This is a genomic window from Pseudogulbenkiania sp. FW507-F1 (assembly GCF_058781125.1).
This window is the reverse complement of the sequence record NZ_JBYSWM010000014.1, coordinates 35,640-58,840: the sequence shown is the minus strand read 5'-3', so window position 1 is coordinate 58,840 and position 23,201 is coordinate 35,640. Positions and strand designations below refer to the sequence as shown.

Genomic DNA, 23,201 nt, shown 5'->3' with positions numbered 1-23,201 from the left:
GCCACACGACGTAAAAAAACCGCCCTGCCGTTGCCGGCCGGGCGGTCGATCTCTCAAGGTTGGCCGAAGCCGGCGTTAATGCGCCACGCTCTTCACCAGGTCCTCCACCACCTTCTTGGCGTCGCCGAACACCATCATGGTCTTGTCCATGTAGAACAGCTCGTTGTCCAGACCGGCGTAGCCGGCGTTCATCGAGCGCTTCACCACGATCACCGTGCGCGCCTTGTGCGCCTCCAGGATCGGCATGCCGTAGATCGGGCTCGCCTTGTCCTTCTGCGCCGCCGGGTTCACCACGTCGTTGGCGCCGATCACCAGCACCACGTCGGTGTTGGAGAAGTCGGAGTTGATCTCCTCCATCTCCTGCACCTGCTCGTACGGCACCTCGGCTTCGGCCAGCAGCACGTTCATGTGCCCCGGCATGCGCCCCGCCACCGGGTGGATGGCGTAGCGCACCTTCACCCCGGCCTCGTGCAGCAGCTCGGCGAACTCCTGCAGCGCGTGCTGCGCGCGCGACACCGCCAGGCCGTAGCCCGGCACGATGATCACGCTGTCGGCGTTGCTCATCAGGAAGCCGGCGTCCTCGGCCGAGCCCGACTTGTAGTTCTTCGGACCCGAGGCCGCGGCGCCGCCGACGGCCGCTTCGGCGCCGAAGCCGCCCAGCAGCACGCTGACGATGGAGCGGTTCATCGCCCGGCACATGATGTACGACAGGATGGCACCGGACGAACCGACGCAGGCGCCGGCGATGATCAGCACCGGGTTGTTCAGCGTGAAGCCGATGCCGGCCGCCGCCCAGCCCGAGTACGAGTTCAGCATCGACACCACCACCGGCATGTCGGCGCCGCCGATCGGGATGATCAGCGTCACGCCCAGCACTAGCGCCACCGCCACCATCGCCAGGAAGGCGGCGTGGCTGTCGCTGACGAAGTAGACGATGCCGAAGCCCACCATGGCGATCGCCAGCAGCAGGTTCAGCAGGTGCTGGCCGCTAAACGACACCGCCTTGGAGCCGAACTTGCCCGACAGCTTGCCGAACGCCACCACCGAGGCGGTGAAGGTGATCGCGCCGATGAAGGCGCCGATGAACAGCTCGACCTTCTGCACCGGGGTATGCTCCACCCCGCTGTGGAAGATCGCCGCCACCGCGATCAGCACCGCCGAGAGGCCGACCAGCGAGTGCATCGCCGCCACCAGCTCCGGCATGCCGGTCATCTCGACGGTCTTGGCACGCCACGCCCCGATCACCGCACCGCCGGCGATGGCCGCGCCGATCAGCGCCAGCACCGGCTTGTCCATGATCAGGAAGGTGGTGACCACGGCGATCAGCATGCCCACCATGCCGTACAGGTTGCCGCGCAGGGCGGACACCGGACTGGACAGCCCCTTCAGCGCGAGGATGAACAGCACCGCCGCGATCAGGTAGAGAATTGCAGAGATATTTTCCATGGCGGCTCCTTACTTTTTCTTCTTCTTGAACATATCGAGCATGCGCTGGGTCACCAGGAAGCCGCCGAAGATGTTGATGCTGGCCAGGAAGATGCCGATGGCGCCGAGCACGGACGTCAGGGTGATGGCCTCACCGTTGATGTCCACCACCTGCAGCAGCGCCCCGACCACGATGATGCCCGAGATGGCGTTGGTCACCGCCATCAGCGGGGTGTGCAGCGCCGGGGTGACGTTCCACACCACGTGGTAGCCGACGAACACGGCCAGCACGAACACGGTCAGACTGGTGATGAAAGGATCGATCATGATGCTCTCCTGGAAGGTCAGGCCCGCGTCGCGGCCGGCTGGGCGGCGGCGGACGGGGAGGAAGGTTGGCCGAAGCGCACCGCGCCGTCGTGGGTGATCAGCGTGGCGGCCAGCAGGTCGTCTTCCAGGTTGAGGGTGAAACCGTCCTTGCTCAGCATCAGCGACAGGAAGGTCAACAGGTTGCGCGCGTACAGGCTGGAGGCGTCCGCCGCCACCAGCGCCGGCAGGTTGGTGATGCCGACCACGGTCACGCCGTTGTCGGTCACGCTCACCTCGCCCGGCACCGTCAGCGCGCAGTTGCCGCCGGCTTCCGCCGCGATGTCGATGATCACCGAGCCCGGCTTCATCGCCCGCACCACCTCGGCGCTGATCAGCTGCGGCGCCTTCTTGCCCGGGATCAGCGCGGTGGTGATGATGATGTCCGCGGCCATGGCGTGCTTGGCCACCAGCTCGGCCTGGCGGCGCTTGTAGTCGTCCGACATCTCCTTGGCGTAGACGCCGTCGCTGGCCGCCTTCTCCTCGTCGGTCATCGGCACCTCGATGAACTTGGCGCCGAGCGACTCCACCTGCTCCTTGGTGGACGGACGCACGTCGGTCGCCTCCACCACCGCGCCCAGGCGCTTGGCGGTGGCGATGGCCTGCAAGCCCGCCACGCCCACGCCCATGATCAGCACGCGCGCCGGCTTCACGGTGCCGGCGGCGGTCATCAGCATCGGCATGAAGCGCGGGTAGTAGTGCGTGGCCAACAGCACCGCGCGGTAGCCGGCGATGTTGTTCTGGCTGGAGAGCACGTCCATGCTCTGCGCGCGCGTGGTGCGCGGCAGCAGCTCCATGGCGAAGGCCGACAGCTTCTTCGCCGCCATCGCCGCCAGGTGCGGGTTGGCGTAGGGGTTCATCAGCGAGACGACGGTGGCGCCGGTCTTGAACTCGGCGATCTGGTCGGCCTCGGGCGGACGCACCTGGAGCACGATGTCGGCGTTGGCGAGCGCGCTGGCGCGGTTCTCCGCCAGGCTGGCGCCGGCGTCGGCGTAGGCCGCATCGGGGACGGCGGACAGGCGTCCGGCCCCCGACTCGACGACCACGGTGTGACCCATGGCGACGAGTTTTTTCACCGTTTCCGGTGTAGCGGCCACGCGCGCCTCGCCAGCCAGACGTTCGGCTGGAATTGCGATCTGCATGGTCAGTTCCTCAGTTGTGTGAAAAGCGTTAGTAAAGACGGCAAACGGCTGTTATCCCCGAAGATTAAACAGCCGTTCGTTTTATCTTTATGTATTTATTTGTTATTAAGCGTAGCGCTTTTATACTTTTGCGACAAATTTTGCGGAAAACTTGTCCACTGTCAATGCGACTTTAGATGTCCCGGATTGCACTGACATGTCCTGCTCCGCTGTCAATCCGACTCCAGGCGTCACCCCAGCATGTCGTAGGCGAACTTGCCGATCAGCCCGGTCACCAGAATCAGGAACAACACCCGCACCAGCCCGGCTCCGCCCTTGATGGCAATGCGGCTCCCTACCTGGGCGCCGACGATGTTCGACAGCGCCATCGGAATGCTCACCGCGTACAGAATGTTGCCGGTGGTGACAAAAAACGACAGTGCCGCGATATTGGTCGCCAGGTTCACCACCTTGGCCGCGGCCGAGGCGTGCAGAAAGTCGAAGGCGAAACAGCGCACGAACAGGAAAATCAGGAACGTCCCGGTGCCCGGCCCGAAAATGCCGTCGTAGAAGCCGATGCCGCCGCCGATCAGCAGCGCCAGCCGCTTCTCCCGCGCGGTGACTGCCGTCGGCTTGTGTAGCCGTCCCAGATCCTTCTTCTTCAAGGTATACAGCGCCATCGCGATCAACAGCACCAGCACCACTGGTTTCATCACCTGCTTCGGCACGTGGCTCGCCGCGGTGGCGCCGGCGAACGACAGCAGGAAGGCCGCGCCGGTGGCCGGCAGAATCAGGCCCCACGCCATCCTCACCCGTTTGACGAAGCTGCGCGTGGCGCTGGCGGTACCGAACACCGAGGCGAACTTGTTGGTGCCCAGCAGCGTGGCCGGAGCCTGCGTCGGCAAACCGTTGAACAGCGCCGGCAGCTGGATCAGTCCACCGCCACCGACTGCCGAATCGATCATGCCGGCAAAAAACGCCATCAGGCATAGAAAAACCATTTCCATTGGGCTATTTCTTCTATTTGTTGCGCCGCACAAGCCATGATGACAGTAACTTTTTGTCACACGAGCTGTAAAGCAGGGTTTACGATTAAGGGAAAACGCGAGACCGTAAAGCATAATCGATTCCAACGTTTTTCACGTTGGGGCGGCAAGGAGCCGCTTGTCATGCCGCCCGTCATCCCGATCGAGGTACCGAAGTGACCATGCCGTTATGGCCCTATCCGCTGGTATTCGCCCATCGTCTGGGCGGGGCGCTGGCACCGGAAAACACCCTGGCAGGCTTGTTGATCGCGGCACGGCTGGGGGTGCGCGCGGTGGAGTGCGACGTCAAGTTGTCGGCCGACGGCGAGCCGTTCCTGTTGCACGACGACACCCTGCAGCGCACCACCAACGGTGCCGGCCCGGCCCGCGCGCTGACGTTGGCGCAGCTGCGCGAACTGGACGCCGGCAGCCGCTTCCACGCCGCCTTCGCCGGCGAAGCGTTGCCGCTCCTGGAGGAGCTGGCCACGCTGTGCCGCAGTGGCGGCATCCAGGTCAACCTCGAGATCAAGCCCTGCCCGGGGCGCGAGGCCGAAACCGGGCGCGTGGTCGCCCGCGCGGCGCGGCGGCTATGGCAGCGCGCCGCGGTGCCGCCGCTGCTGTCGTCGTTCTCGGCCGAGGCGCTGCACGCCGCCCGCATCGCGGCACCGGAGTTGCCACGCGGCCTGCTGTTTGACACGGTGCCGGCCAACTGGCGCGCCCAGCTTGACGCCGTCGGCGCCCTGGCGCTGCACTGCCACCACGCCAGCCTCAACCTGGCGTTGGTCGAATCCATCCACAGCGCCGGCTACGCCGTCATGGCCTACACCGTGAACGACGTCATGGAAGCGCGGCTGCTGCAGTCCTGGGGGGTCGACATGCTGTGCACCGACCGCCCGGACCGATTGGGAGAACTGCAAAGCCGGGTCTAGCCCATCCCATGAGGTGGCGGCGCCTTCGCATCTTGAGTGCTGGCGGACGGCGTGCGAATTTATCGCTGAGCAAATCCCTGCGTGCCAATCTTCGATTGGCTCAGCGAGAGATTTGCACGCCGTCATTCGCTCGGCGATACGGAATCCTCAGGTACGGCATGACCATTCCGGTTACTGTGCTCCGCCAGCACTCAACCTGCCTTGGCTCGCGCACCCACTGGAACGGACTTTCAGTCCATCCCCAACCCCGCATAGCGCCTCTCCCACTCGGCGGCGAAAGCCTGGCGCTCGGCCGCGCTCATCGCCAGCCCGCACTTGCTGCGGCGCCACAACACGTCGTCCGGCTGGAGCGCCCACTCCTCCCTGATCAGGTATTCCACCTCGCGCTGGTACAGGCCGCCGCCATGGTCGGTGCCGAGGTCGGCCAGCGCCGTCGCTTCTTGCAGCAGCCGCTCGATCAGGCTGCCGTGGCGTTGCAGCAGCGCCGTCAGCAGGGTGGCCGGCAGCCAGGGATAACGCTGCGCCAGCTGGTGCCGGTAGGCGCTCAGCGTCAGCGTCGGCAAGACGCCGCCGGGCAGCGCCGGGGGCGGCTCGTCCGGCAGCTCCAGGTCGAAGTGGCCGGCCAGCCGTGTCAGCGCGGCGCGCGCCAGCTGGCGATGCGTGGTGAGCTTGCCGCCAAACACCGACAACAGCGGCACGTCGCTGCCGTCGAGTTCCAGATGGTAGTCGCGCGTCACCGCCGTGGCGCTGGGCGAGCCGTCGTCGAACAGCGGCCTCACCCCGGCAAAGCTCCACACCACATCCTGCGGCCGGATCGGGCGCACGAAATACTCGTTCACCACGCGGCACAGGTAGTCGATCTCCTCCGCGCTCGCCGCCAGCGTCGCTGGGTCGCCGTCGAACGGCACGTCGGTGGTGCCGATCAGGGTGTAGTCGCCGCCGTACGGCAGCACGAACACCACGCGGCGGTCGCCGTTTTGCAGCAGGTAGGCGTGCTCGCCCTCGTAGCAGCGCGGCACCACGATGTGGCTGCCCTTGACCAGCCGCAGCCGGGAGCGTCCGGCGTGGCCCAGGGTGGTTTCCAGCACCCGTTCCACCCACGGTCCGGCGGCGTTGACCAGTGCGCTTGCCGTCACCGTGCGCGGCGCGCCGGAAGAATCCACCAGGCGCGCCAGCCAGCCCCCCTCGCTGCGGCAGGCGCCTTCCAGGCGGGTGCGGGTCAGCACGTCGGCGCCGTATTCGCGCGCCTGCATCGCGTTCAGCACCACCAGCCGGGCGTCGTCGACCCAGCAATCGGCGTAGCTGAAGCCGGTATGGTAGCGCGGGCGCAGCGGCGCGCCGGCCGGGTGCTGCGCCAGCGTCAGGCGCTGGCTGGCCGGCAGCTGCTCGCGGCTGCCGAGGTGGTCGTACAGCAGCAGCCCGAGGCGGATCATCCACACTGGGCGCAGCGCCTTGTGATGCGGCAGGATGAAGGTCAGCGGGCGGATGATGTGCGGTGCCATCGCCAGCAGCACCTCGCGCTCCGCCAGCGCCTCGCGCACCAGGCGGAACTCGCCGTACTCCAGGTAACGCAGGCCGCCGTGGATCAGCTTGCTCGACGCCGACGAGGTATGCGCCGCCAGGTCGTCCTGTTCCACCAGCAGCACCGAGAGCCCGCACTGGGCCGCCAGGTTGGCGATGCCACAGCCGTTGATACCGCCCCCCACCACCAGCACATCGTAATGATCTCGCATCGTTGCCCCATCCCGTTTGGCTGTCCTGCTTTCAGCATACGACATGGTGCCGGCGCAAGGAGGGCGGCGGTGGTCTATAGCCCGGCACATGGGTCGCCAGCCCCACCGCGATCCGATGCCACAACCAGGTAAAAATTTGTTCGGCATCTACTCATTCGGCATGGTAGGCGGTGTTTTTCCGGTAGAATATCGGGCACCATGGCACCCGCTGCGTCCCGGTGCCATTCCGGCTCATGCCCACTAACCCGACCCTAGTCCGACAACACCATGTGGAATGCTACCCGCCTGCGTCTGGCAGCGGCTCTCGTCGTGCTGGCCACCGTGCTGGCCCTGCCAGCCTACTGGCTGCGCCTGGAGCACAGCCACGACGTCTTGCGGGCGCAGGCGTTGCAGCAGAGCGCCCGGCACGCCGAGCAGATGGCGGCCGCGCTGGCCGACAGCCAGGCCGGCGCGCTGGCCAACGTCGACTTCGCGTTGCAGGGCCTGCGCGCGGAATACCTGGTGGCGCCCGAGCAGGTGGCGCAGCACGCCAGGCAGATCATCGCCACCTTCCCGGCCGGCATGCTGAGCCAGATCGCGGTGATCAACGCCGACGGCTACCTGACCTTCTCCAGCCTGAACGACTCGCTGCACGTCTACCTGGGCGACCGCGACCACTTCAAGGTGCATGCCATCAGCCGCACCGACCAGATCTACATCAGCAAGCCGGTGCTGGGGCGGGTGTCCCAGGCCTGGAGCATCCAGTTCTCGCGCCCGATGTACCGCGACGGCAAGTTCGCCGGGGTGATGGTGTTCTCGATTGCGCCGGACTTCTTCATCAACCGTTTCGGCGCGCTGCGCTTGGGGCCGAACGACACCTTGGCGCTGTTGCGCAGCGACGGCCGCTTCCTGGCGCGCAATCGGCTGCAGGACAAGGCGATGGGGCAGCCGTTCGACTTCAACGCGCCGTTCCGCGGCCCGTCTCCCGCCGCGCATGGCAGCTTCCGCCTGACTTCCACGCTCGACCACGTGCCGCGCATCCATGCCTGGCAGCTGCTGGAGGTGTTCTCGCTGATCGCCGTGGTCGGTTTCGACGAGCGCGCCGTGCTGGCACCGGTCGAGCGTACCATCGCCGCCAGCCGCGAACAGAGCACGGTGGGGGCGCTGCTGCTGGCCGGCTGCGCCGCGGCCCTCGCGCTGCTGCTGTTGCGCCTGGCGCGTCAGCAGCACGCGCTGGACGAGAGCGAGGCGCGTTATAGCGGCCTGTTCGAGAACAACGCCGCCATCAAGCTGCTGGTCGACCCGGCCGGCGCCCGCATCGTCGACGCCAACCCCGCCGCCGCCGAGTTCTACGGCTACCCGCGCGAGGTGCTGGCGCGGATGCGCCTGCCGCAGCTGATCACGCTGCCGGCCGAGGCGCTGCAGCGGGAAATGGAGCGCGCGCTGTGCGGCGAGAGCGGCCGCTTCAGCTGCGTCCACCACCTCGCCAACGGCGAGCAGCGCCAGGTCGAGGTATACACCGGACCGGGCCCATTGGACGGCCGCAACCTGCTGCATTGCATCGTGCACGACGTCAGTTCCCGCCACGAACTGGCACGGCGGCTGCGGCACTGCGAGGAACAACTCCAGGCCCTGTTCGACAGCGTGGCCATGGGTGTCGCCGTGATCGACGCCGACGGCGCGGTGAGCGCCGCCAACCCGCTGGCGCGGCGCCTGCTGGGGCTCGACGAGGCGGGCTGGATGCGGCCCGAGCGCTGGCTGGTGCACCCGGACGGCACGCCGCTCGCCGCCGCTCAGGCGCAAGGACTGGCGGCGGTGCGCGACGCGGCCCCGCTCGAGCACGAACAGCTCGGCATCGCCAGCCATGGCGCCGAACCGCAGTGGCTGTCGCTCAGTGCCCGCCCACTCGGCGGCGACGTCCAGGGCCGGACACCCGCGGCGCTGCTGGCATTCAGCGACGTCTCGCCGCTCCTGGCCGGCCAGGCGGCGCAACGGCTGGCGCAGTCGGTGTTCGACGCCGCCAGCGAAGGCATCATGGTGACCGACCTCGACAGCGTCATCGTCACGGTCAACCACGCCTTCAGCCTGCGCAGCGGCTACAGCGCCGACGAGATCGTCGGCCATACCCCCGCCATGCTGGCCTCGGGCTGGCACGACGAGGCCTTCTACCGGACGCTGTGGCAACGCCTGCGCCAGGACGGCCATTGGGAGGGCGAGATCAACAACTGCCGCAAGAACGGCACGGTGCAGGCCGAGTGGCTGAAGATTTCGGTGCTGGCCGACGAACAGGGCCGGCCCAGCCACTACGTCGCACTGTTCAGCGACATCTGCCCCGAGCGGCAGCGCCAGCAGGCAGCCTGGCAGCAGACCCACTGCGACACCCTGACCGGTCTGCCCAACCGCACCCTGCTGCTGGCCCGGACATCGCGCGCCATGGCGCGCGCCGAGGCACACGGCCAGCGCGTCGCGCTGCTCTATCTCGATCTGGAACGCTTCCAGCCGATTGCCGCGCGCTACGGCGAAGCAGCCGGCGAGCAGCTGCTGCGCCAGGTCGGGCGGCGTTTGGAGAATGGCTTGCGCCCGCAGGATTGCGTGGCGCGGCTGGGGTGTGACGAATTCGCGGTCCTGCTGGCCGACCTGCCGCAGGACGCCACCGCCATCGCCGAACGGGTGGAGCCGCTGCTGGCGCGGCTGGCTAATCCGTTCATGCTGGGCAAGCACCGTGTCGAGATCGCGCTGCGCGTCGGCGTCGCGGTGTATCCCGGCGACGGCAACGAGCCCGCCCACCTGCTTGCCCGTGCCGAGTTGCTGTCCCGTTCCGGCACCCCGGGTGCCCCGTTGCTGCTGGCGTCGGGGAGCCCGCCGGGCCGAGGGGGCTTACTTGCCGATGCAGAAGCGGCTGAAGATCACCCCGAGTAGATCGTCCGGGGTGAATTCGCCGGTCACTTCCGACAGCGCGTGCTGCGCCAGGCGCAGCTCCTCGGCGAACAGCTCCACCTGCTGCCACACCGTCTCGGCCAGCGCCAGGTGCTCGGCGGCACGGCGGATGGCGTCGAGGTGGCGTTCGCGCGCCAGGAACACCCCTTCGCTGGCGCCACGGTAGCCGATCATCTCCAGCAGCTTGGCGCGCAGCAGCTCCACCCCGGCCAGGGTGCGCGCCGACAGCCGCACCACCGGATGGCCGTCTTCTTCGGCCAACCCCGGCACTTCGCCCGACAGGTCCACCTTGTTGAACACGAACACGCGCGGCAGGCGTTCCGGCAGCTTGGCCAGAATGGCGCTCACTTCGGCGCCCACCCCCTCGCGGCTGTCCACCAGCACCAGCACCAGGTCGGCGCGCTGCACCGCCTGCCAGGTGCGCTCGATGCCGATCTTCTCCACCACGTCGTCGGTGTCCCTGAGGCCGGCGGTATCGATCACGTGCACCGGCACGCCGTCGATGACGATCTCCTCGCGCAGCGTGTCGCGCGTGGTGCCGGCGATGTCGGTGACGATGGCGACGTCGTCGCCCGCCAGCGCGTTCAAGAGCGACGACTTGCCGACGTTGGGCTGCCCCACCAGCACCACGTGCATGCCCTCGCGCAGGATCGCGCCCTGGCGCGCCGTGGCCTGCACCTGGGAGAGCCGGGCGCGCACCCCGCCGAGCTTGCCGCGCGCGTCGGCGGCCTCGAGAAAGTCGATCTCCTCGTCCGGAAAGTCGAGCGTGGCCTCCACCAGCATCCTGAGCGTGATCAGCTCGTCCACCAGCTGGTGGATCTCGTGCGAGAACGCGCCCTTGAGCGATTTGAGCGCACTCTTCGCCGCGGTCTCGCTGGACGCGTCGATCAGGTCGGCCACGCTCTCGGCCTGCGCCAGATCGAGCTTGTCGTTGAGGAAGGCGCGCTTGGTGAACTCGCCCGGCTCGGCCAGCCGCGCCCCCAGCTCGAGGCAGCGCGAGAGCAGCATGTTGAGCACCACCGGCCCGCCGTGGCCCTGCAGCTCCAGCACATCCTCGCCGGTGAATGAGTTCGGGCCGGGGAAGTACAGCATCAGGCCGTTGTCGATGGCCGTGCCGTCGGCGGCGACGAAGTCGCTGTAGGTGGCGTAGCGCGGCTGCGGGGTCTTGCCGCCCGAGATGGCCTGGGCAAACGGCAGCAAACCACGGCCGGAGACGCGGATGACGCCGACGCCGCCACGGCCGGGAGCGGTGGCGATGGCGCAGATGGTGGTCGGAGTGTAGGCAAGCGACATGGTGGCGATCCTGCGGCAAAGGCGGAAAAGACGGAAAAATCTGGCTGAAACGGTCTCTGAGCCTATTTCATTAGGCGGCTGCGCCTTTGCATCTTGAGCGCCGGCAGTGCGCGGAATCCTCATGTACTGTGTGTACATTCCGGTTCCTGTGCGCTGGCTGCCCTCAACCTGCTTGGGCTCGCTCGCCTCCTGAAATAGACTTTTGTTTAGACCGTTTCGGGCAAGTTTTTCTCTGGCTGGCCACGCCCAGCGTGCCAGGAAAAAAGCCCGGCCATCAAGGCCGGGCTCGTCATCGGGAGTGCAAAGCGGCTCAGGACTGCAGCGCCAGCTTCTTGGCCTTCTCGATCTGCTTGTTGATGTACCACTGCTGGGCGATCGACAGCACGTTGTTCACCACCCAGTACAGCACCAGACCGGCCGGGAAGAAGAAGAACATCGCCGAGAACGCCAGCGGCATGATCTTCATCATCTTTGCCTGCATCGGGTCGGCCGGCGGCGGGTTCAGGAAGGTCTGCAGGAACATGGTGATGGCCATGATCGCCGGCAGCACGTAGAACGGGTCCGGGCGGGCCAGATCGTTGATCCACAGCGTCCACGGCGCCTGGCGCAGCTCGACCGAAGCCAGCAGCGACCAGTACAGGCCGATGAACACCGGAATCTGGATCACCATCGGCAGGCAGCCGCCGAGCGGGTTGACCTTCTCGCTCTTGTACATCTCCATCACCGCCTGCTGCATCTTCATGCGGTCGTCGCCGTACTGCTCCTTCAGGCGTTCCAGACGCGGCGCCAGCGCCTTCATCTTGCCCATCGAGCGGTACGAGGCGGCGGTCAGCGGGTAGAACAGCGCCTTCACGGTCAGCGTCAGCAGGATGATTGCCCAGCCCCAGTTGTTCACCAGCGCGTGCAGCTTGGTCAAAAGCCAGAACAGCGGCGAGGCGAAGATGTGCACCCAGCCGTAGTCCTTGGCGTACTCCATGCCATCGGCCACCTTGGTGATGATGTCGAACTCTTCCGGACCGGCGTACAGCGGCACGGTGATCGAGCGGCTGGCACCCGGCGCGATGGCCGGCAGATCCACCAGAGTGGCGGCCGAGAACAGGCCGTTGCTGCCCTTCAGCTCGAAGCGGCACGGCTGGCCGGCGGCGCACACGCTCTGGCCGCCCAGCGGCTTGATGATCCAGGCGCTCATGAAGTAGTGCTGCAGCATCGACACCCAACCGTTGTCGGCGCTCTTGACGTAGTCACCCTTGCCCTTGGTCAGATCGTCGAACGACACCTTCTGGAACTTGCCGTCGGTGGTGTACACCGCCGGGCCGGTGAAGGTGCTGGCAAAGCGGCCTTCGCCTTCCGGCTTCTGGCCGTCGCGCAGCAGGCGGAAGTAGGCGGTCGGGGCGACCGGCGCGCTGCCGCTGTTGCTGATGTCGTAACGCACGTCGATGTCGTAGGCGCCCTTCTTGAAGGTGTACACCTTGCTTACCTTGACGCCGTTGGCTTCCGGCGCGGTCAGCTTCACTTCCAGCTTGTCGCCGTTCATCTGGTAGCTGGTCTTCTCGGCCGTGAACACGGTCTTGTGCGTCGGCAGCGCCGGGTTGGAGGCAGCCACCAGACCGGTCTGCGCCACGTACACGCGGCCGCCCTTGTCGGTGAACAGCTCGAACGGCTTGCTGGCGTCCTCGGCGGCGTTGTGCTTCAGCAGATCCAGGCGACGCAGGTCACCCCCCACGGTGTCGATCTCCGCCTTGTAGAGGTCGGTGCTGACCGTGATGCGCTGGCCCGACGTCAGCTTGGCGGCATCGGCCGGCTGGGCTGCCGCGCTCGGGGCGGCCGGGGCTCCCGGCGCACCCGCCGTAGTCTGGCTCTTGGCCAGCTGCTGCGGGGTCGGTTTGGGCGCAAAATACTCCTGCCAGAGCAGCAGGATGCTCATGGACAGAACGATGAAAATGATCAGTCGTTTGGAATCCATCTCTCGTTACCGGGAAAGGTGGTCAGGGAACCGGGTCGTAGCCGCTGCCACCCCAGGGGTGACAGCGCGAAATACGCCGAACAGCCAGCCAGCCGCCTTTGCAGGCGCCATGTTTCTTCACCGCCTCGATCGCGTAGCCGGAACAGGTCGGCACATAGCGGCAGCGCGGCGCGAGCCACGGGCTGATGGCGACCTGATAGCAACGGATCAGGAAGATGAAGAGGCGTGACATCGGGCTAGTTTACCAAAGAGTGAGGACAACGCCGTGACAGCTTCGGTGCGCGTCTCGCGGTCGAACACGAGGCGGGAACGCACCACGTAATCGAAGGAGCCGAGCGTCTGCTGGTTCAGGCGGAACCACTCTCGAACGGTGCGCTTGATGTAATTACGGCGATACGCCCGCTTGGCGACCTTCTTGCCGACCACGAGACCGAGTCGCGGGCGGTTAAGGCCGTTGGGGCGGGCGTATACCTGAAAATAGGGATTGCTGCGCGCTTGCCGCAAACTAAAAACGGATGAAAATTCATCCGTTTTCAACAGCCGGTGCGCACGGCGAAAGCGAAAGGCCAAAACTTACACGGCCAGACGCTTGCGACCCTTGGCGCGGCGGGCGGCCAGAACGGCGCGACCACCACGGGTCTTGGAGCGTACGAGGAAGCCGTGGGTGCGCTTGCGGCGCGTGGTCGAAGGCTGGTAAGTGCGTTTCATGATTCGGTGTTCCTATTTCGAAACGAGGAAATAAACGCGTGATTTCACAAGAAAACCCCGGCTTTGTCAATCGCTAATTTTTTCTCTCCCTGTGGATAACTTTCCGGAAAACTATTAGAATGTCAAAACTTAGCGCCCCCCACCCGCTGCGTAAGAATTGAACAGAAACCTTCCCCCTGCGGGCAAGGTTAGCCGCTCCGGCTGGGAGGATGCGCCTCTGCGCCATGCCGAACACTGACCGCCGCGCCGCCCACGAGGCCCTGGCACGGCGGTATCTCCCGCCTTCGCGACAACGGACAACGGCGGGATTTTTTGCTTTTTATTGCGTGTACTTAATGACCGAACTGGATCAATTCTGGCCTGCGTGCCTCGCTCGCCTCGAGGGCGAACTGTCTTCACAGCAGTTCAACACCTGGATCAAGCCGCTGGCCGCCGAACTCACCGAGGACGGCGTGCAGCTGTTGGCGCCCAACCGCTTCATCATGCAGTTCATCAAAGACCGTTTCCTCGGTCGCATCGAGGAACTGGCGGTGGAGCTGATGGGCGAGGTGCCGGTCGAACTGCGCCTGGGCAGCCCCAATGCCGCCCCGGCGATGGTGCCGGCCAAGCCGGCCGCGCCGAGCGGCAAGAGCGCACCGGCCGGCGGCGCGGCCCCGGCCGTGGCCACCCCGGCCAAGCAGGCGGCGGTCAAGGCCATCGGCGGCGGGCACGAAAGCACCCGGCTCAACCCGGCGTTCACCTTCGACACCCTGGTGACCGGTAAAGGCAACCAGCTGGCGCGCGCCGCGGCGATGCAGATCGCCGAGAACCCGGGCGACCAGGCCTACAACCCGCTGTTTGTGTACGGCGGCGTCGGCCTCGGTAAAACCCACTTGATCCAGGCCATCGGCAACCACGTCTACCAGAAGAACCCGCAGGCCAAGATCCGCTACATCCACGCCGAGCGCTACGTGGCCGACATCATGCGCGCCTACCAGCACAAGGCCTTCGACGAGTTCAAGCGCTACTACCACTCGCTCGACCTGCTGCTGATCGACGACATCCAGTTCTTCGCGGGCAAGAACCGCACCATGGAAGAATTCTTCTATGCCTTCAACGCCCTCTTGGAAAGCGGCAAGCAGGTCATCATGACCTGCGACACCTACCCCAAGCAGATCGAAGGCATGGACGAGCGCCTGATCTCGCGCTTCAGCTGGGGGCTGACGGTGGAAATCCAGCCGCCGGAGCTGGAAATGCGCGTGGCCATTCTGATGAAGAAGGCCGAGGCCGACAGCATCAAGCTCGACCACACCGTGGCCTTCTTCATCGCCCAGAACGTGCGCTCCAACGTGCGCGAACTGGAAGGCGCCTTGAAGCGCGTGGTGGCCTACGCCCGCTTCACCAACCAGAGCATCTCGCTGGAGCTGGTCAAGGAAGCGCTCAAGGACATCCTCGCCGCCGGCAACCGCCAGGTGACGGTGGACGCCATCCAGAAGACCGTGGCCGAGTACTACAAGATCAAGCTGGGCGACATGCACAGCAAGAAGCGCAGCCGCGACATCGCCCGGCCGCGCCAGATCGCCATGGCGCTGGCCAAGGAGCTGACCCAGCTCTCGCTGCCCAACATCGGCGACGCTTTCGGCGGGCGCGACCACACCACGGTGCTGCACGCCTGCAAGACCATAGCGGAGATGCGCGGCAGTGACGCCGACATCGGCCACGATTACGATACCCTGCTGCAAATGCTGCGCAACTAAAAAAACTTTCGGGAGCCCGGAACATGCTGATTCTGCAAGCTGAACGCGATGCCCTGCTGAAACCGCTGCTGGCGGTGACGGGGATTGTCGAGCGTCGCCACACGCTGCCTATCCTGTCCAACGTGCTGATCGAGAAAAAGGACGGCGCGGTGGGCTTTCTGGCCACCGACCTGGAAATCCAGATCACCACGGCCAGCGCCGAAACGCTGCCGGGCGAATCGTTCCGCCTGACCACCTCGGCCAAGAAGCTGCAGGACATCCTGCGCGCCATCCCCGGTAACTCCACCGTGTCGCTGGAGCAGCAGGACAACCGCCTGACGCTGAAAGCCGGCAAGAGCCGCTTCAACCTGCAGACGCTGCCGGCCGAAGACTTCCCGCTGCTGTCCGTCAACGGCACACCGGAAGCCACCTTCAGCCTGCCGCAAAAAGAGCTCAAGCGCCTGATCTCGCAGGTGCAGTACAGCATGGCAGTGCAGGACATCCGCTACTACCTCAACGGCCTGTTGATGCAGACCGACGACAACCAGGTGCGCCTGGTGGCCACCGACGGCCACCGCCTGGCCTTCGCCGCCGCCGAAATCGACACCTCGTTGCCCAAGGCCGAGGTGATCCTGCCGCGCAAGACCATCATCGAGCTCTACAAGCTGCTGCAGGATAGCGACGAGCCCATCACCATCGAGGTGCTGGCCAACCAGGTGCGCTTCACCTTCGGCTCCACCGTCATCATCAGCAAGGTGGTGGACGGCAAGTTCCCCGACTACAACCGCGTCATCCCGCTCGACAACGACAAGCTGTTCCTGATCGACCGGCTCACCTTCCTGCACGCTCTGCAGCGCGCCGCCATTCTCGCCAACGAGAAATTCCGCGGCGTGCGCCTGGTGCTCAAGCCGGGCAGCCTGTCCATTCTGTGTACCAACAGCGAACAGGAAGAAGCCGAAGAAGAGCTGGAAATCGACTACGGCGGCGGCGAGCTGGAGATCGGCTTCAACATCAACTACCTGCTGGACGTGCTCACCAACCTGCCGGCCGAAACGCTGCAGCTGGCCTTCGGCGACGCCAACCGCAGCACGCTGGTGACCATTCCGGACTACAGCCAGTTCAAGTACATCGTGATGCCGATGCGCATCTAACGCGGTTTCGGCCGGCCTCGGGCATCACCAGGTTGGCCGAAGACGAAGGCGGGGGCCTCCCCCGCCGGTGACACCTGCCACACGACAGAGAAGGTTTTATGAGCGAACAGGAATACGGCGCAGACAGCATCAAGGTTCTCAAGGGTCTGGATGCCGTACGCAAGCGCCCGGGCATGTACATTGGCGATACCTCGGACGGCACCGGCCTGCACCACATGGTGTTCGAGGTGCTGGACAACGCCATCGACGAAGCGCTGGCGGGTCACGCCGACACCATCAAGGTCACCATCAACCCGGACAACTCCATCTCGGTGGAAGACAACGGCCGCGGCATCCCGACCGACATCCACCCGGAAGAAGGCCGCTCCGCCGCCGAAGTGATCATGACCGTGCTGCACGCCGGCGGTAAGTTCGACAGCAACAGCTACAAGATCTCCGGCGGCCTGCACGGCGTCGGCGTCTCCGTGGTCAACGCCCTGTCCGACTGGCTGCGCCTGAAAATCTGGCGTGACGGCAAGGTGCACGAAATGGAATTCCGCCGCGGCGAAGCGGTGGCACCGCTCACCGTCACCGGCCACAGCACCTATCGCGGCACCGAAGTCACCTTCCACGCCAGCGAAGAAACCTTCGGCAAGATCGAATTCCACTTCGACATCCTCGCCAAGCGCATTCGCGAACTCTCGTTCCTGAACCAGGGCGTGGCCATCACCCTGATCGACAAGCGCACCGGCAAGGAAGAAAACTTCGCCTTCTCCGGCGGCGTGGCCGGCTTCGTCGAGTACATGAACCGCAACAAGACCGCCCTGCACCCCAAGGTGTTCCACGCCATCGGCGAAAAGGAAGGCATGACGGTCGAAGTGGCAATGCAATGGAACGACTCCTACCAGGAATCGGTGCAGTGCTTCACCAACAACATCCCGCAGCGTGACGGCGGCAGCCACCTCACCGCGCTGCGCCAGGTGATGACCCGTACCCTCAACGGCTACATCGAACAATCCGATACCGCCAAGAAGGCCAAGGTCGACACCTCCGGCGACGACATGCGCGAAGGCCTGACCTGCGTGCTATCCGTCAAACTGCCGGACCCGAAATTCTCCAGCCAGACCAAGGACAAGCTGGTCTCCAGTGAGATCGGCCCGGTGGTCAACGAAGTAATCAGCGACGCGCTGAAATCCTTCCTGCTGGAAAACCCCAACGACGCCAAGATCATCGTCGGCAAGATCGTCGACGCCGCCCGCGCCCGCGAAGCCGCGCGCAAGGCGCGCGAGATCACCCGCCGCAAGGGCATCATGGACGGCCTCGGCCTGCCCGGCAAACTGGCCGACTGCCAGGAAAAAGACCCGGCCATGTCCGAACTCTACCTGGTCGAGGGTGACTCCGCCGGCGGCTCCGCCAAGCAAGGCCGCGACCGCAAGTTCCAGGCCATCCTGCCGCTCAAGGGCAAGATTCTCAACGTCGAGCGCGCCCGCTTCGACAAGATGCTGGCCAGCCAGGAAGTCGCCACGCTGATCACCGCGCTCGGCTGCGGCATCGGCAAGGACGAATACAACCCGGACAAGCTGCGCTACCACCGCATCATCATCATGACCGATGCCGACGTGGACGGCGCCCACATCCGTACCCTGCTGCTCACCTTCTTCTATCGCCAGACGCCCGAGCTGGTGGAGCGCGGCCACATCTACATCGCCCAGCCGCCGCTGTACAAGGCCAAGCACGGCAAGCAGGAGCGCTACCTCAAGGACGACTACGAGCTCGACCAGTACCTGCTGCAACTCGCGCTGGAAAAGGCCGAACTGATGCCGGCCGAAGGCGAAGCCGCCCTCTCCGGCGACACGTTGGCCGAAGTGGCGCGCCAGTTCCTGCTCGCCCGCGCCGTGATCGAACGCGAAAGCCGCGTGGTTGACCCGCTGGTGCTGCAAGCCATGCTGCGCGTTGGCCGCCTGTCGCTCGACACCGAGCATGCCGCCCGCGACGCCGTCGCCGTGCTCAGCGCCGCGCTGCCGCCCGAATTCATCCGCCTCGACCTGCTGCATGACGAGAAGAACGACGGCTGGATGATCAAGATCACCCGCAAGCTGCACGGCAACGTGATGGTGACCGTGCTCGACCAGGACTTCCTCGACTCTGGCGACTACGCCGAACTGGCCAAGACCGGCGACCTGCTCAAGGGCCTGCTGCGCGAAGGCGCCACCGTCAAACGTGGCGAAACCGTCAAGCCGGTGGCCGACTTCGGCGAAGCGCTCGACTGGCTGCTGGCCGAAGTGCGCAAGGGCATGAACATCCAGCGCTACAAAGGCCTGGGCGAGATGAACCCGGAACAGCTGTGGGAAACCACTATGGACCCGACCGTGCGCCGCCTGCTCAAGGTGAAGATCGAAGACGTGATGGGTGCTGACGACGTGTTCACGACCCTCATGGGAGATAACGTAGAGCCGCGACGTGCCTTTATTGAGGGGAATGCCCTGATTGCGCGGAATATTGATGTGTAAGCAAACTGTGAGTCAGCACAGTTTGTGAAAAAATCAGCACAGAATGAAAGAATCTAGTATTTGCTAGATGTTACGAAGCCCCAGCAGAAATGTTGGGGCTTTTTCTTATACACGTTTGCTGATTCAGTAAAAAAACCATGCACTTGTATGAGGAGGTCCTGCCAGAAATGGCTAGGCCTTTATTTTCTAATAAAATTTAGAGATAAAATTAGTCGTTTTTTGTGATGTTAAATTTTTTCCTTATTAAAATAGAGGCCTTTGATCTGTCGCTTAGTGACGCAACTGCAATTAATGGACCTACTAATGTTGAAAACAAAATACATACAAGCCAAGCTGTCAAGAAATTGAGCGAAGCATATGAAATTCTCAGTGATATATCTCGATATTTAATTAAAATTGATATTGTTTTAATGAGCGAGCTTAGTGAGCCAAGTAAACTAATTGCAATCACAATTACTGTTGCGTATACAATTGGAAGTGATAATTTTTTTATGCTTTCAATATCATCTTCTGTTGCTGAAAATTCTTTGATCGATGTTTTTTTTGATATTTCTGGGTACAGTATTGCCAGCCATGCCCCCATGGCTGCGATAATAATAGATGCCGTAGTCCGTAGGGCGTCAAATAGTGGCCATTGATCCTTAAATGGAACCGATGGGGCATACATATAAACGCTGGCGGCAAATAATATAGAGATGGCAAGAGCTATTGTGCTAAATCGCAACATTTTCAAGCTGCCCCGCACTGACATTGTTTTCATTTCGGGCAGCCAAAGCAAAATCACTTAATGGTGCTTCAAGTGCTGATAATAGGCTTTCCCTGTTTTTTATTATGAGTTGAGATAAATCGCCAAGATTATAAATGCCGGCTTGAGAGGTTTTTAGATTATGCTCTTCAATGGTTGATTTTACCAAGGAATCACCTAGCCAGTGAATTTTGTTGGCGTGGCCAGTGAATATAAACCCATAGTTTATTTCAATATTCTTGCTTGTCTTTTCTTCATAGTCTGCAATAAGTTGAGAAATCTCTGCTTTCGAAAAAGCTGTTTCAACAGAATAGGACATGGCGATGTCGTTATGACTCAGTTTTTTCTGGCCGAGTCCAACATAACTCATTAATGTATCTAATGTAGACTTGTCTCTTTCAGTTGTAGTGCTAGTTACCGATTTTACGCAAAATTTTCTGATGTTATTAGAATTGTTTTCAATGAATGATATTTTCCCCTTCTCTCGAAGAGGTTGTGAGATAAGCTGAGGTATTACAATGATGTCACGGCCTTTAATATCGGTAATGACCGATTTTATTGTTCCATCCTCTTGAATTTTATGGCTTACAGGACTTGAATGCCATTGTAAAAACCCTTTCATATAGTTGATGAAGTTCTTGTGGCCGTTTAGTACTTGTGACTTAAATTTTACTGTCGCGATGAGATTGCGTGTTGGTATAATCCAAAAATATGTTGGAAACCCTGGTATGTCGTCAGGCTCATGAGCCGAAACTGAGACTTGAGCCTCCCCAACTTTGCTGCCCGACTTAACTACTGGCACTCCACCCGTTGAGCTTGGTATGCGATTCCATGTTGTAATAAAATAATCCTTAGTTGCTTTATCAAAGTCAATATCAAAACAGTAGGTTTGGAGGAGATCATTAAGATTTTCTTCAGATATTTTATTGGTTGTTGTGTTTGCGAAGTCCAATGCTGAAACCCATTGATGAAATTCGTCAATAGTTTTGCTAAAGCCATCAAATAAAGGTGCTTTTCCAAAAGGGAATAGGCCACATTGACTTACGTTGTAGAATTGCAATGTGATAGGATTTTTTGCCATGTTTTATTTTATTTATGTAAGTGTTGATTTGTTTTTTAGGAAGGGATCTGGCCGTTTCCACTGAATATCATATTGATATGATGGAGAGGGTTTCAGTGGTTACTTCCTGTTAAGTTATTTACTTCTCTAAGTAATCCCTGTGCGGTTAGCTCCTCATGCAGCTGCTCTGGTGTAAGAGGCGGATTCCGCCGATGTACCATTTGATGGCAGTTCGCACAGAGAGGTATAAGATCTCGTATTGGGTCGATTATGTAATCCTCCCCAATAGAAGATACTGGGACACGGTGATGCACTTCGATAAATCCTTCACCGAGGCGGCCATAAAATTGACCAAAATCGAAACCGCAAGCATGGCAAAATGCGCCATGAGCAATAATGGCCGCAGCTCGATTGGCAGGACTGCGCTCATAACGATTTACCTCTACGCGGATGAGTACACCCTCAGGCAAACCTTGTGCCATTGGACTTTCTACGCAGTCTTGCTCGACAGGAAGTAACGACAAAAGCATTGCTAAGGCTGCAGCACTAGTATCCTCCGCATCAGTTTGGGGGGTTGTTTGATCTGTTAGTCTTGAGCAGGTGAGCTCAAAGCTCATCCAGTTCCCATTTGGTAAGTTATCAGGGGGAGTCTCTCTTCCGTCAACTTTAGGTAGGCAACGTACTCCGACCTGGCTGAACGTAGCGGCAAGTGCGGAGAATTCGGCCCGCTTGCTCGTTGAAGAAGCACAAATGGCACGAAGCAACCCTGCTGCGAAGGTATCAGGGACAAAGATAGCATCTACTGAACGCCAGCCGGAAATGATGTCAACTCGAAAACCGTTTGGTGAATCAATCCCGTCGACACGCAGGGAAGCTAGGATGCCTTTGTTTAATCTAGTCCCTTGTATCAGTTCCAGTCCGAAGCGAGAGCCAAGACGTTCTACAAGAAGTTGTGCATCAAACATCAGACTCTTCCGCTACATCCGGCATATCATCGACGAGTTGGCGCAGCAAGCGCGACACCTCAAAGCGCATTTCTTCGAACTTCCGCTTGGTGTCATCACTAATACACCCCAACTCAGCAGCACTTAAGGCCCAAAGAAGAGAGTCCAAGCCTTGAATAGTTACACCAGAGTGCCGATTGGGTAAGTACACCTTGTGGTAATAGGGGTGACTTGTATTAATCTGCACGCCTTGGTTGCCAGCAATATAGGCAGGTTCAAATAATAGACCATTTAGGATGTCGGGGACTGTTTTGATGTGGACTTGACCCGGAACATCAGGATCCACCAGCTTGATCCGGATCTTGGCCTTACCTTCTTTATTCTGGATGATCCCTTCACCTGTACGGGGATCAAACTCTTCAAGATTAGCCGTCTTAAGGGCATCAGCTTTGGTATGAATAGCCGTATTGGAAGGACCATGTAGTAAGGCAGCCGCACCGGCCGCGTTTACTGCTTGCCCTGTTCGATAGCGCCGCTCGGCTTCTCGTCGCGGACCAGGAAGGAATTTGTCCCGCAACCAGTCGTAAATCTCATTTGCTAGTAAAATTCGAGATTTCTTGATGTCGACCTGAAAAGCGTCATCGAGTGAGTGGTCAAATGACAGTTCTACACGGCACAGGGTAAAGTGTGGCTCTTTTCGGTACATCTGCATCCAGTCTGGGCCGTGGATGAGTCTATTCTGGCGGTATACGAATATGCCTTGCATATCGTTACCAAGCAGGGCATCACGAGCTAATTCTGAATCAGAAAATTCATCTTTACGAGGTAGGACAAAAGCCCTTACAAGAAAGCTAGTCTTTCCCCCATTTTCAAGCTCCAGCGTTACCTCCTTGGATGCAATCGGCTCACCACTTTCTGAGATGCAGAAAGGATCCCATGCGGTCACTTTCTCACCTTGAAGGAGAATCTCTACCGTCTTTTCTCGATCATCATTGTTGTCAAGAAAGCGCTGGTAAACCATGGAGATATGGAAGCGTAGGCGGTCGGTATACCGTTTTAAAGCTTTTTTTGCCGCAGCTCCACTTTGATTTCGATAGTCACCGAGAAGTCGGTCAACTTTTTCCCACAAAACCAGTGTGCCAGAACCACCGGAGGTGGTTCTGTCTAACAGAGTCAACTCTTCCTGTGTGGGAGGAACAAGTCCGATACTCCATCCCTGATCGGGTACTAAATCTAGATCCCAGAAGGCTTTTAGAGTCTCCCCTCCATTGCTTGGACATGAAATGACAGACAGTCTACGGCAGAATGCTGTTGAGGCCGTTTTGAGTCCTAAGCCAAATTTTCCAAGACTGGCCGGATCATCGCGCTTTTTTGAGCCGTAGCGCATCGCATTTATCAGACCATCGCGATCCATACCTCGTCCATTGTCGGCGACACCAACAACGATATTTCCTTTGAGGTCCATGTTTACCATGATACTGACGGTATATGCATCGGCAGCAATACTGTTGTCGATAATGTCCGCAATGGCTGTATTAAATTCATAACCTGTATCTCGCAGGCCCTCAATAACTCGTGAAGGGTCAGGTTCACATGGGATGAAATTGTCAGTTTTTTTCAT

General features: G+C 61.4%; 19 protein-coding genes. 6 read left to right on the top strand and 13 right to left on the bottom strand.

Translation table 11 applies throughout. From position 1 onward, the window contains the following. Nucleotides 1-75: 75 nt before the first annotated feature. The 4 genes from AC3WG5_RS11085 to AC3WG5_RS11070 all read right to left on the bottom strand — a co-directional run bounded on the left by AC3WG5_RS11085 (nt 76) and on the right by AC3WG5_RS11070 (nt 3,916). Entirely contained in the window at nt 76-1,446 is a 1,371-nt protein-coding gene (locus tag AC3WG5_RS11085) for an NAD(P)(+) transhydrogenase (Re/Si-specific) subunit beta (RefSeq protein WP_014088853.1), read from the bottom strand. Between the two features lie 9 nt (nt 1,447-1,455). Continuing rightward, entirely contained in the window at nt 1,456-1,752 is a 297-nt protein-coding gene (locus tag AC3WG5_RS11080) for a proton-translocating transhydrogenase family protein (RefSeq protein ID WP_014087153.1), read from the bottom strand. Nucleotides 1,753-1,769: 17 nt separating this feature from the next. Beyond that, the gene (locus tag AC3WG5_RS11075) at nt 1,770-2,930 is read right to left on the bottom strand and encodes a Re/Si-specific NAD(P)(+) transhydrogenase subunit alpha (protein WP_492568702.1); all 1,161 of its coding nucleotides are present in this window, start codon (nt 2,928-2,930) and stop codon (nt 1,770-1,772) included. 230 nt (nt 2,931-3,160) lie between these two features. Next, nucleotides 3,161-3,916, bottom strand: a complete 756-nt coding sequence (locus AC3WG5_RS11070; protein WP_492568701.1) for a sulfite exporter TauE/SafE family protein — start codon at nt 3,914-3,916, stop codon at nt 3,161-3,163. A 200-nt stretch (nt 3,917-4,116) separates the two neighbouring features. Between AC3WG5_RS11070 and ugpQ the strand changes: the two genes are divergently transcribed. Beyond that, nucleotides 4,117-4,863, top strand: a complete 747-nt coding sequence (gene ugpQ, locus AC3WG5_RS11065; protein WP_008955795.1) for a glycerophosphodiester phosphodiesterase — start codon at nt 4,117-4,119, stop codon at nt 4,861-4,863. A gap of 230 nt (nt 4,864-5,093) precedes the next feature. Here the strand turns inward: ugpQ and glpD are convergent, their stop codons facing one another. Next, complete coding sequence (gene glpD, locus AC3WG5_RS11060) at nt 5,094-6,596, bottom strand: glycerol-3-phosphate dehydrogenase (protein WP_492568700.1); 1,503 nt, start codon at nt 6,594-6,596, stop codon at nt 5,094-5,096. Nucleotides 6,597-6,863: 267 nt separating this feature from the next. Here glpD and AC3WG5_RS11055 point away from each other — a divergent pair, with 267 nt between their 5' ends. Then, a complete protein-coding gene (locus AC3WG5_RS11055; protein ID WP_492568699.1) occupies nt 6,864-9,494 on the top strand; it encodes a sensor domain-containing diguanylate cyclase in 2,631 nt (876 codons plus the stop codon). Here AC3WG5_RS11055 and mnmE read toward each other — a convergent pair. From mnmE to rpmH, 5 genes are all read right to left on the bottom strand, one after another. Further along, nucleotides 9,453-10,805 (bottom strand): tRNA uridine-5-carboxymethylaminomethyl(34) synthesis GTPase MnmE, encoded by a 1,353-nt coding sequence (mnmE, locus tag AC3WG5_RS11050; protein ID WP_492568698.1) that lies wholly within the window; start codon nt 10,803-10,805, stop codon nt 9,453-9,455. The genes AC3WG5_RS11055 and mnmE overlap by 42 nt on opposite strands. Before the next feature lie 310 nt (nt 10,806-11,115). After that, nucleotides 11,116-12,768: a membrane protein insertase YidC gene (gene yidC / locus AC3WG5_RS11045; RefSeq protein WP_294866528.1), complete on the bottom strand. Its 1,653-nt coding sequence runs from the start codon at nt 12,766-12,768 to the stop codon at nt 11,116-11,118. Between the two features lie 22 nt (nt 12,769-12,790). Beyond that, on the bottom strand, nt 12,791-13,000 hold the full coding sequence (gene yidD / locus AC3WG5_RS11040; protein WP_008955800.1) for a membrane protein insertion efficiency factor YidD: 210 nt from the start codon (nt 12,998-13,000) through the stop codon (nt 12,791-12,793). Further along, nucleotides 12,976-13,338, bottom strand: a complete 363-nt coding sequence (gene rnpA / locus AC3WG5_RS11035; protein WP_081455972.1) for a ribonuclease P protein component — start codon at nt 13,336-13,338, stop codon at nt 12,976-12,978. The genes yidD and rnpA overlap by 25 nt, the downstream gene beginning before the upstream one ends. 3 nt (nt 13,339-13,341) lie before the next feature. Continuing rightward, nucleotides 13,342-13,476 carry a 50S ribosomal protein L34 gene (gene rpmH, locus AC3WG5_RS11030; RefSeq protein ID WP_008955801.1) on the bottom strand — a complete coding sequence of 45 codons (135 nt, stop codon included), beginning with the start codon at nt 13,474-13,476 and terminating at the stop codon, nt 13,342-13,344. Nucleotides 13,477-13,811: 335 nt separating this feature from the next. Between rpmH and dnaA the strand changes: the two genes are divergently transcribed. The 4 genes from dnaA (at nt 13,812) to AC3WG5_RS11010 (ending at nt 19,469) form a co-directional block, all read left to right on the top strand. Continuing rightward, nucleotides 13,812-15,212, top strand: coding sequence for a chromosomal replication initiator protein DnaA (gene dnaA, locus AC3WG5_RS11025; protein ID WP_014085475.1), 1,401 nt, complete (start codon nt 13,812-13,814; stop codon nt 15,210-15,212). 23 nt (nt 15,213-15,235) lie between these two features. Beyond that, nucleotides 15,236-16,342: a DNA polymerase III subunit beta gene (gene dnaN / locus AC3WG5_RS11020; protein ID WP_008955803.1), complete on the top strand. Its 1,107-nt coding sequence runs from the start codon at nt 15,236-15,238 to the stop codon at nt 16,340-16,342. Between the two features lie 98 nt (nt 16,343-16,440). Further along, nucleotides 16,441-18,831 (top strand): DNA topoisomerase (ATP-hydrolyzing) subunit B, encoded by a 2,391-nt coding sequence (gene gyrB / locus AC3WG5_RS11015; RefSeq protein ID WP_492568697.1) that lies wholly within the window; start codon nt 16,441-16,443, stop codon nt 18,829-18,831. Nucleotides 18,832-19,055: 224 nt separating this feature from the next. Next, a complete protein-coding gene (locus AC3WG5_RS11010; RefSeq protein ID WP_492568696.1) occupies nt 19,056-19,469 on the top strand; it encodes a hypothetical protein in 414 nt (137 codons plus the stop codon). Between the two features lie 75 nt (nt 19,470-19,544). Here the strand turns inward: AC3WG5_RS11010 and AC3WG5_RS11005 are convergent, their stop codons facing one another. The 3 genes from AC3WG5_RS11005 to AC3WG5_RS10995 all read right to left on the bottom strand — a co-directional run bounded on the left by AC3WG5_RS11005 (nt 19,545) and on the right by AC3WG5_RS10995 (nt 23,201). After that, nucleotides 19,545-20,657, bottom strand: a complete 1,113-nt coding sequence (locus AC3WG5_RS11005) for a hypothetical protein (protein WP_492568695.1) — start codon at nt 20,655-20,657, stop codon at nt 19,545-19,547. Between the two features lie 92 nt (nt 20,658-20,749). Beyond that, complete coding sequence (locus AC3WG5_RS11000; protein ID WP_492568694.1) at nt 20,750-21,601, bottom strand: HNH endonuclease; 852 nt, start codon at nt 21,599-21,601, stop codon at nt 20,750-20,752. Beyond that, nucleotides 21,594-23,201, bottom strand: coding sequence for an ATP-binding protein (locus tag AC3WG5_RS10995; RefSeq protein ID WP_492568693.1), 1,608 nt, complete (start codon nt 23,199-23,201; stop codon nt 21,594-21,596). Before AC3WG5_RS10995 ends, AC3WG5_RS11000 begins: the two co-directional genes overlap by 8 nt.

Excerpts from the sequence above, each read along its gene's own strand:
- AC3WG5_RS11085 (WP_014088853.1), bottom strand. The coding sequence starts at position 1,446 with ATGGAAAATATCTCTGCAATTCTCTACCTGATCGCGGCGGTGCTGTTC.
- AC3WG5_RS11080 (WP_014087153.1), bottom strand. The coding sequence starts at position 1,752 with ATGATCGATCCTTTCATCACCAGTCTGACCGTGTTCGTGCTGGCCGTG.
- AC3WG5_RS11075 (WP_492568702.1), bottom strand. The coding sequence starts at position 2,930 with ATGCAGATCGCAATTCCAGCCGAACGTCTGGCTGGCGAGGCGCGCGTG.
- AC3WG5_RS11070 (WP_492568701.1), bottom strand. The coding sequence starts at position 3,916 with ATGGAAATGGTTTTTCTATGCCTGATGGCGTTTTTTGCCGGCATGATC.
- ugpQ (WP_008955795.1), top strand. The coding sequence starts at position 4,117 with ATGCCGTTATGGCCCTATCCGCTGGTATTCGCCCATCGTCTGGGCGGG.
- glpD (WP_492568700.1), bottom strand. The coding sequence starts at position 6,596 with ATGCGAGATCATTACGATGTGCTGGTGGTGGGGGGCGGTATCAACGGC.
- AC3WG5_RS11055 (WP_492568699.1), top strand. The coding sequence starts at position 6,864 with ATGTGGAATGCTACCCGCCTGCGTCTGGCAGCGGCTCTCGTCGTGCTG.
- mnmE (WP_492568698.1), bottom strand. The coding sequence starts at position 10,805 with ATGTCGCTTGCCTACACTCCGACCACCATCTGCGCCATCGCCACCGCT.
- yidC (WP_294866528.1), bottom strand. The coding sequence starts at position 12,768 with ATGGATTCCAAACGACTGATCATTTTCATCGTTCTGTCCATGAGCATC.
- yidD (WP_008955800.1), bottom strand. The coding sequence starts at position 13,000 with ATGTCACGCCTCTTCATCTTCCTGATCCGTTGCTATCAGGTCGCCATC.
- rpmH (WP_008955801.1), bottom strand. The coding sequence starts at position 13,476 with ATGAAACGCACTTACCAGCCTTCGACCACGCGCCGCAAGCGCACCCAC.
- dnaA (WP_014085475.1), top strand. The coding sequence starts at position 13,812 with ATGACCGAACTGGATCAATTCTGGCCTGCGTGCCTCGCTCGCCTCGAG.
- dnaN (WP_008955803.1), top strand. The coding sequence starts at position 15,236 with ATGCTGATTCTGCAAGCTGAACGCGATGCCCTGCTGAAACCGCTGCTG.
- gyrB (WP_492568697.1), top strand. The coding sequence starts at position 16,441 with ATGAGCGAACAGGAATACGGCGCAGACAGCATCAAGGTTCTCAAGGGT.
- AC3WG5_RS11010 (WP_492568696.1), top strand. The coding sequence starts at position 19,056 with ATGTTAAATTTTTTCCTTATTAAAATAGAGGCCTTTGATCTGTCGCTT.
- AC3WG5_RS11005 (WP_492568695.1), bottom strand. The coding sequence starts at position 20,657 with ATGGCAAAAAATCCTATCACATTGCAATTCTACAACGTAAGTCAATGT.
- AC3WG5_RS11000 (WP_492568694.1), bottom strand. The coding sequence starts at position 21,601 with ATGTTTGATGCACAACTTCTTGTAGAACGTCTTGGCTCTCGCTTCGGA.
- AC3WG5_RS10995 (WP_492568693.1), bottom strand. The coding sequence starts at position 23,201 with ATGAAAAAAACTGACAATTTCATCCCATGTGAACCTGACCCTTCACGA.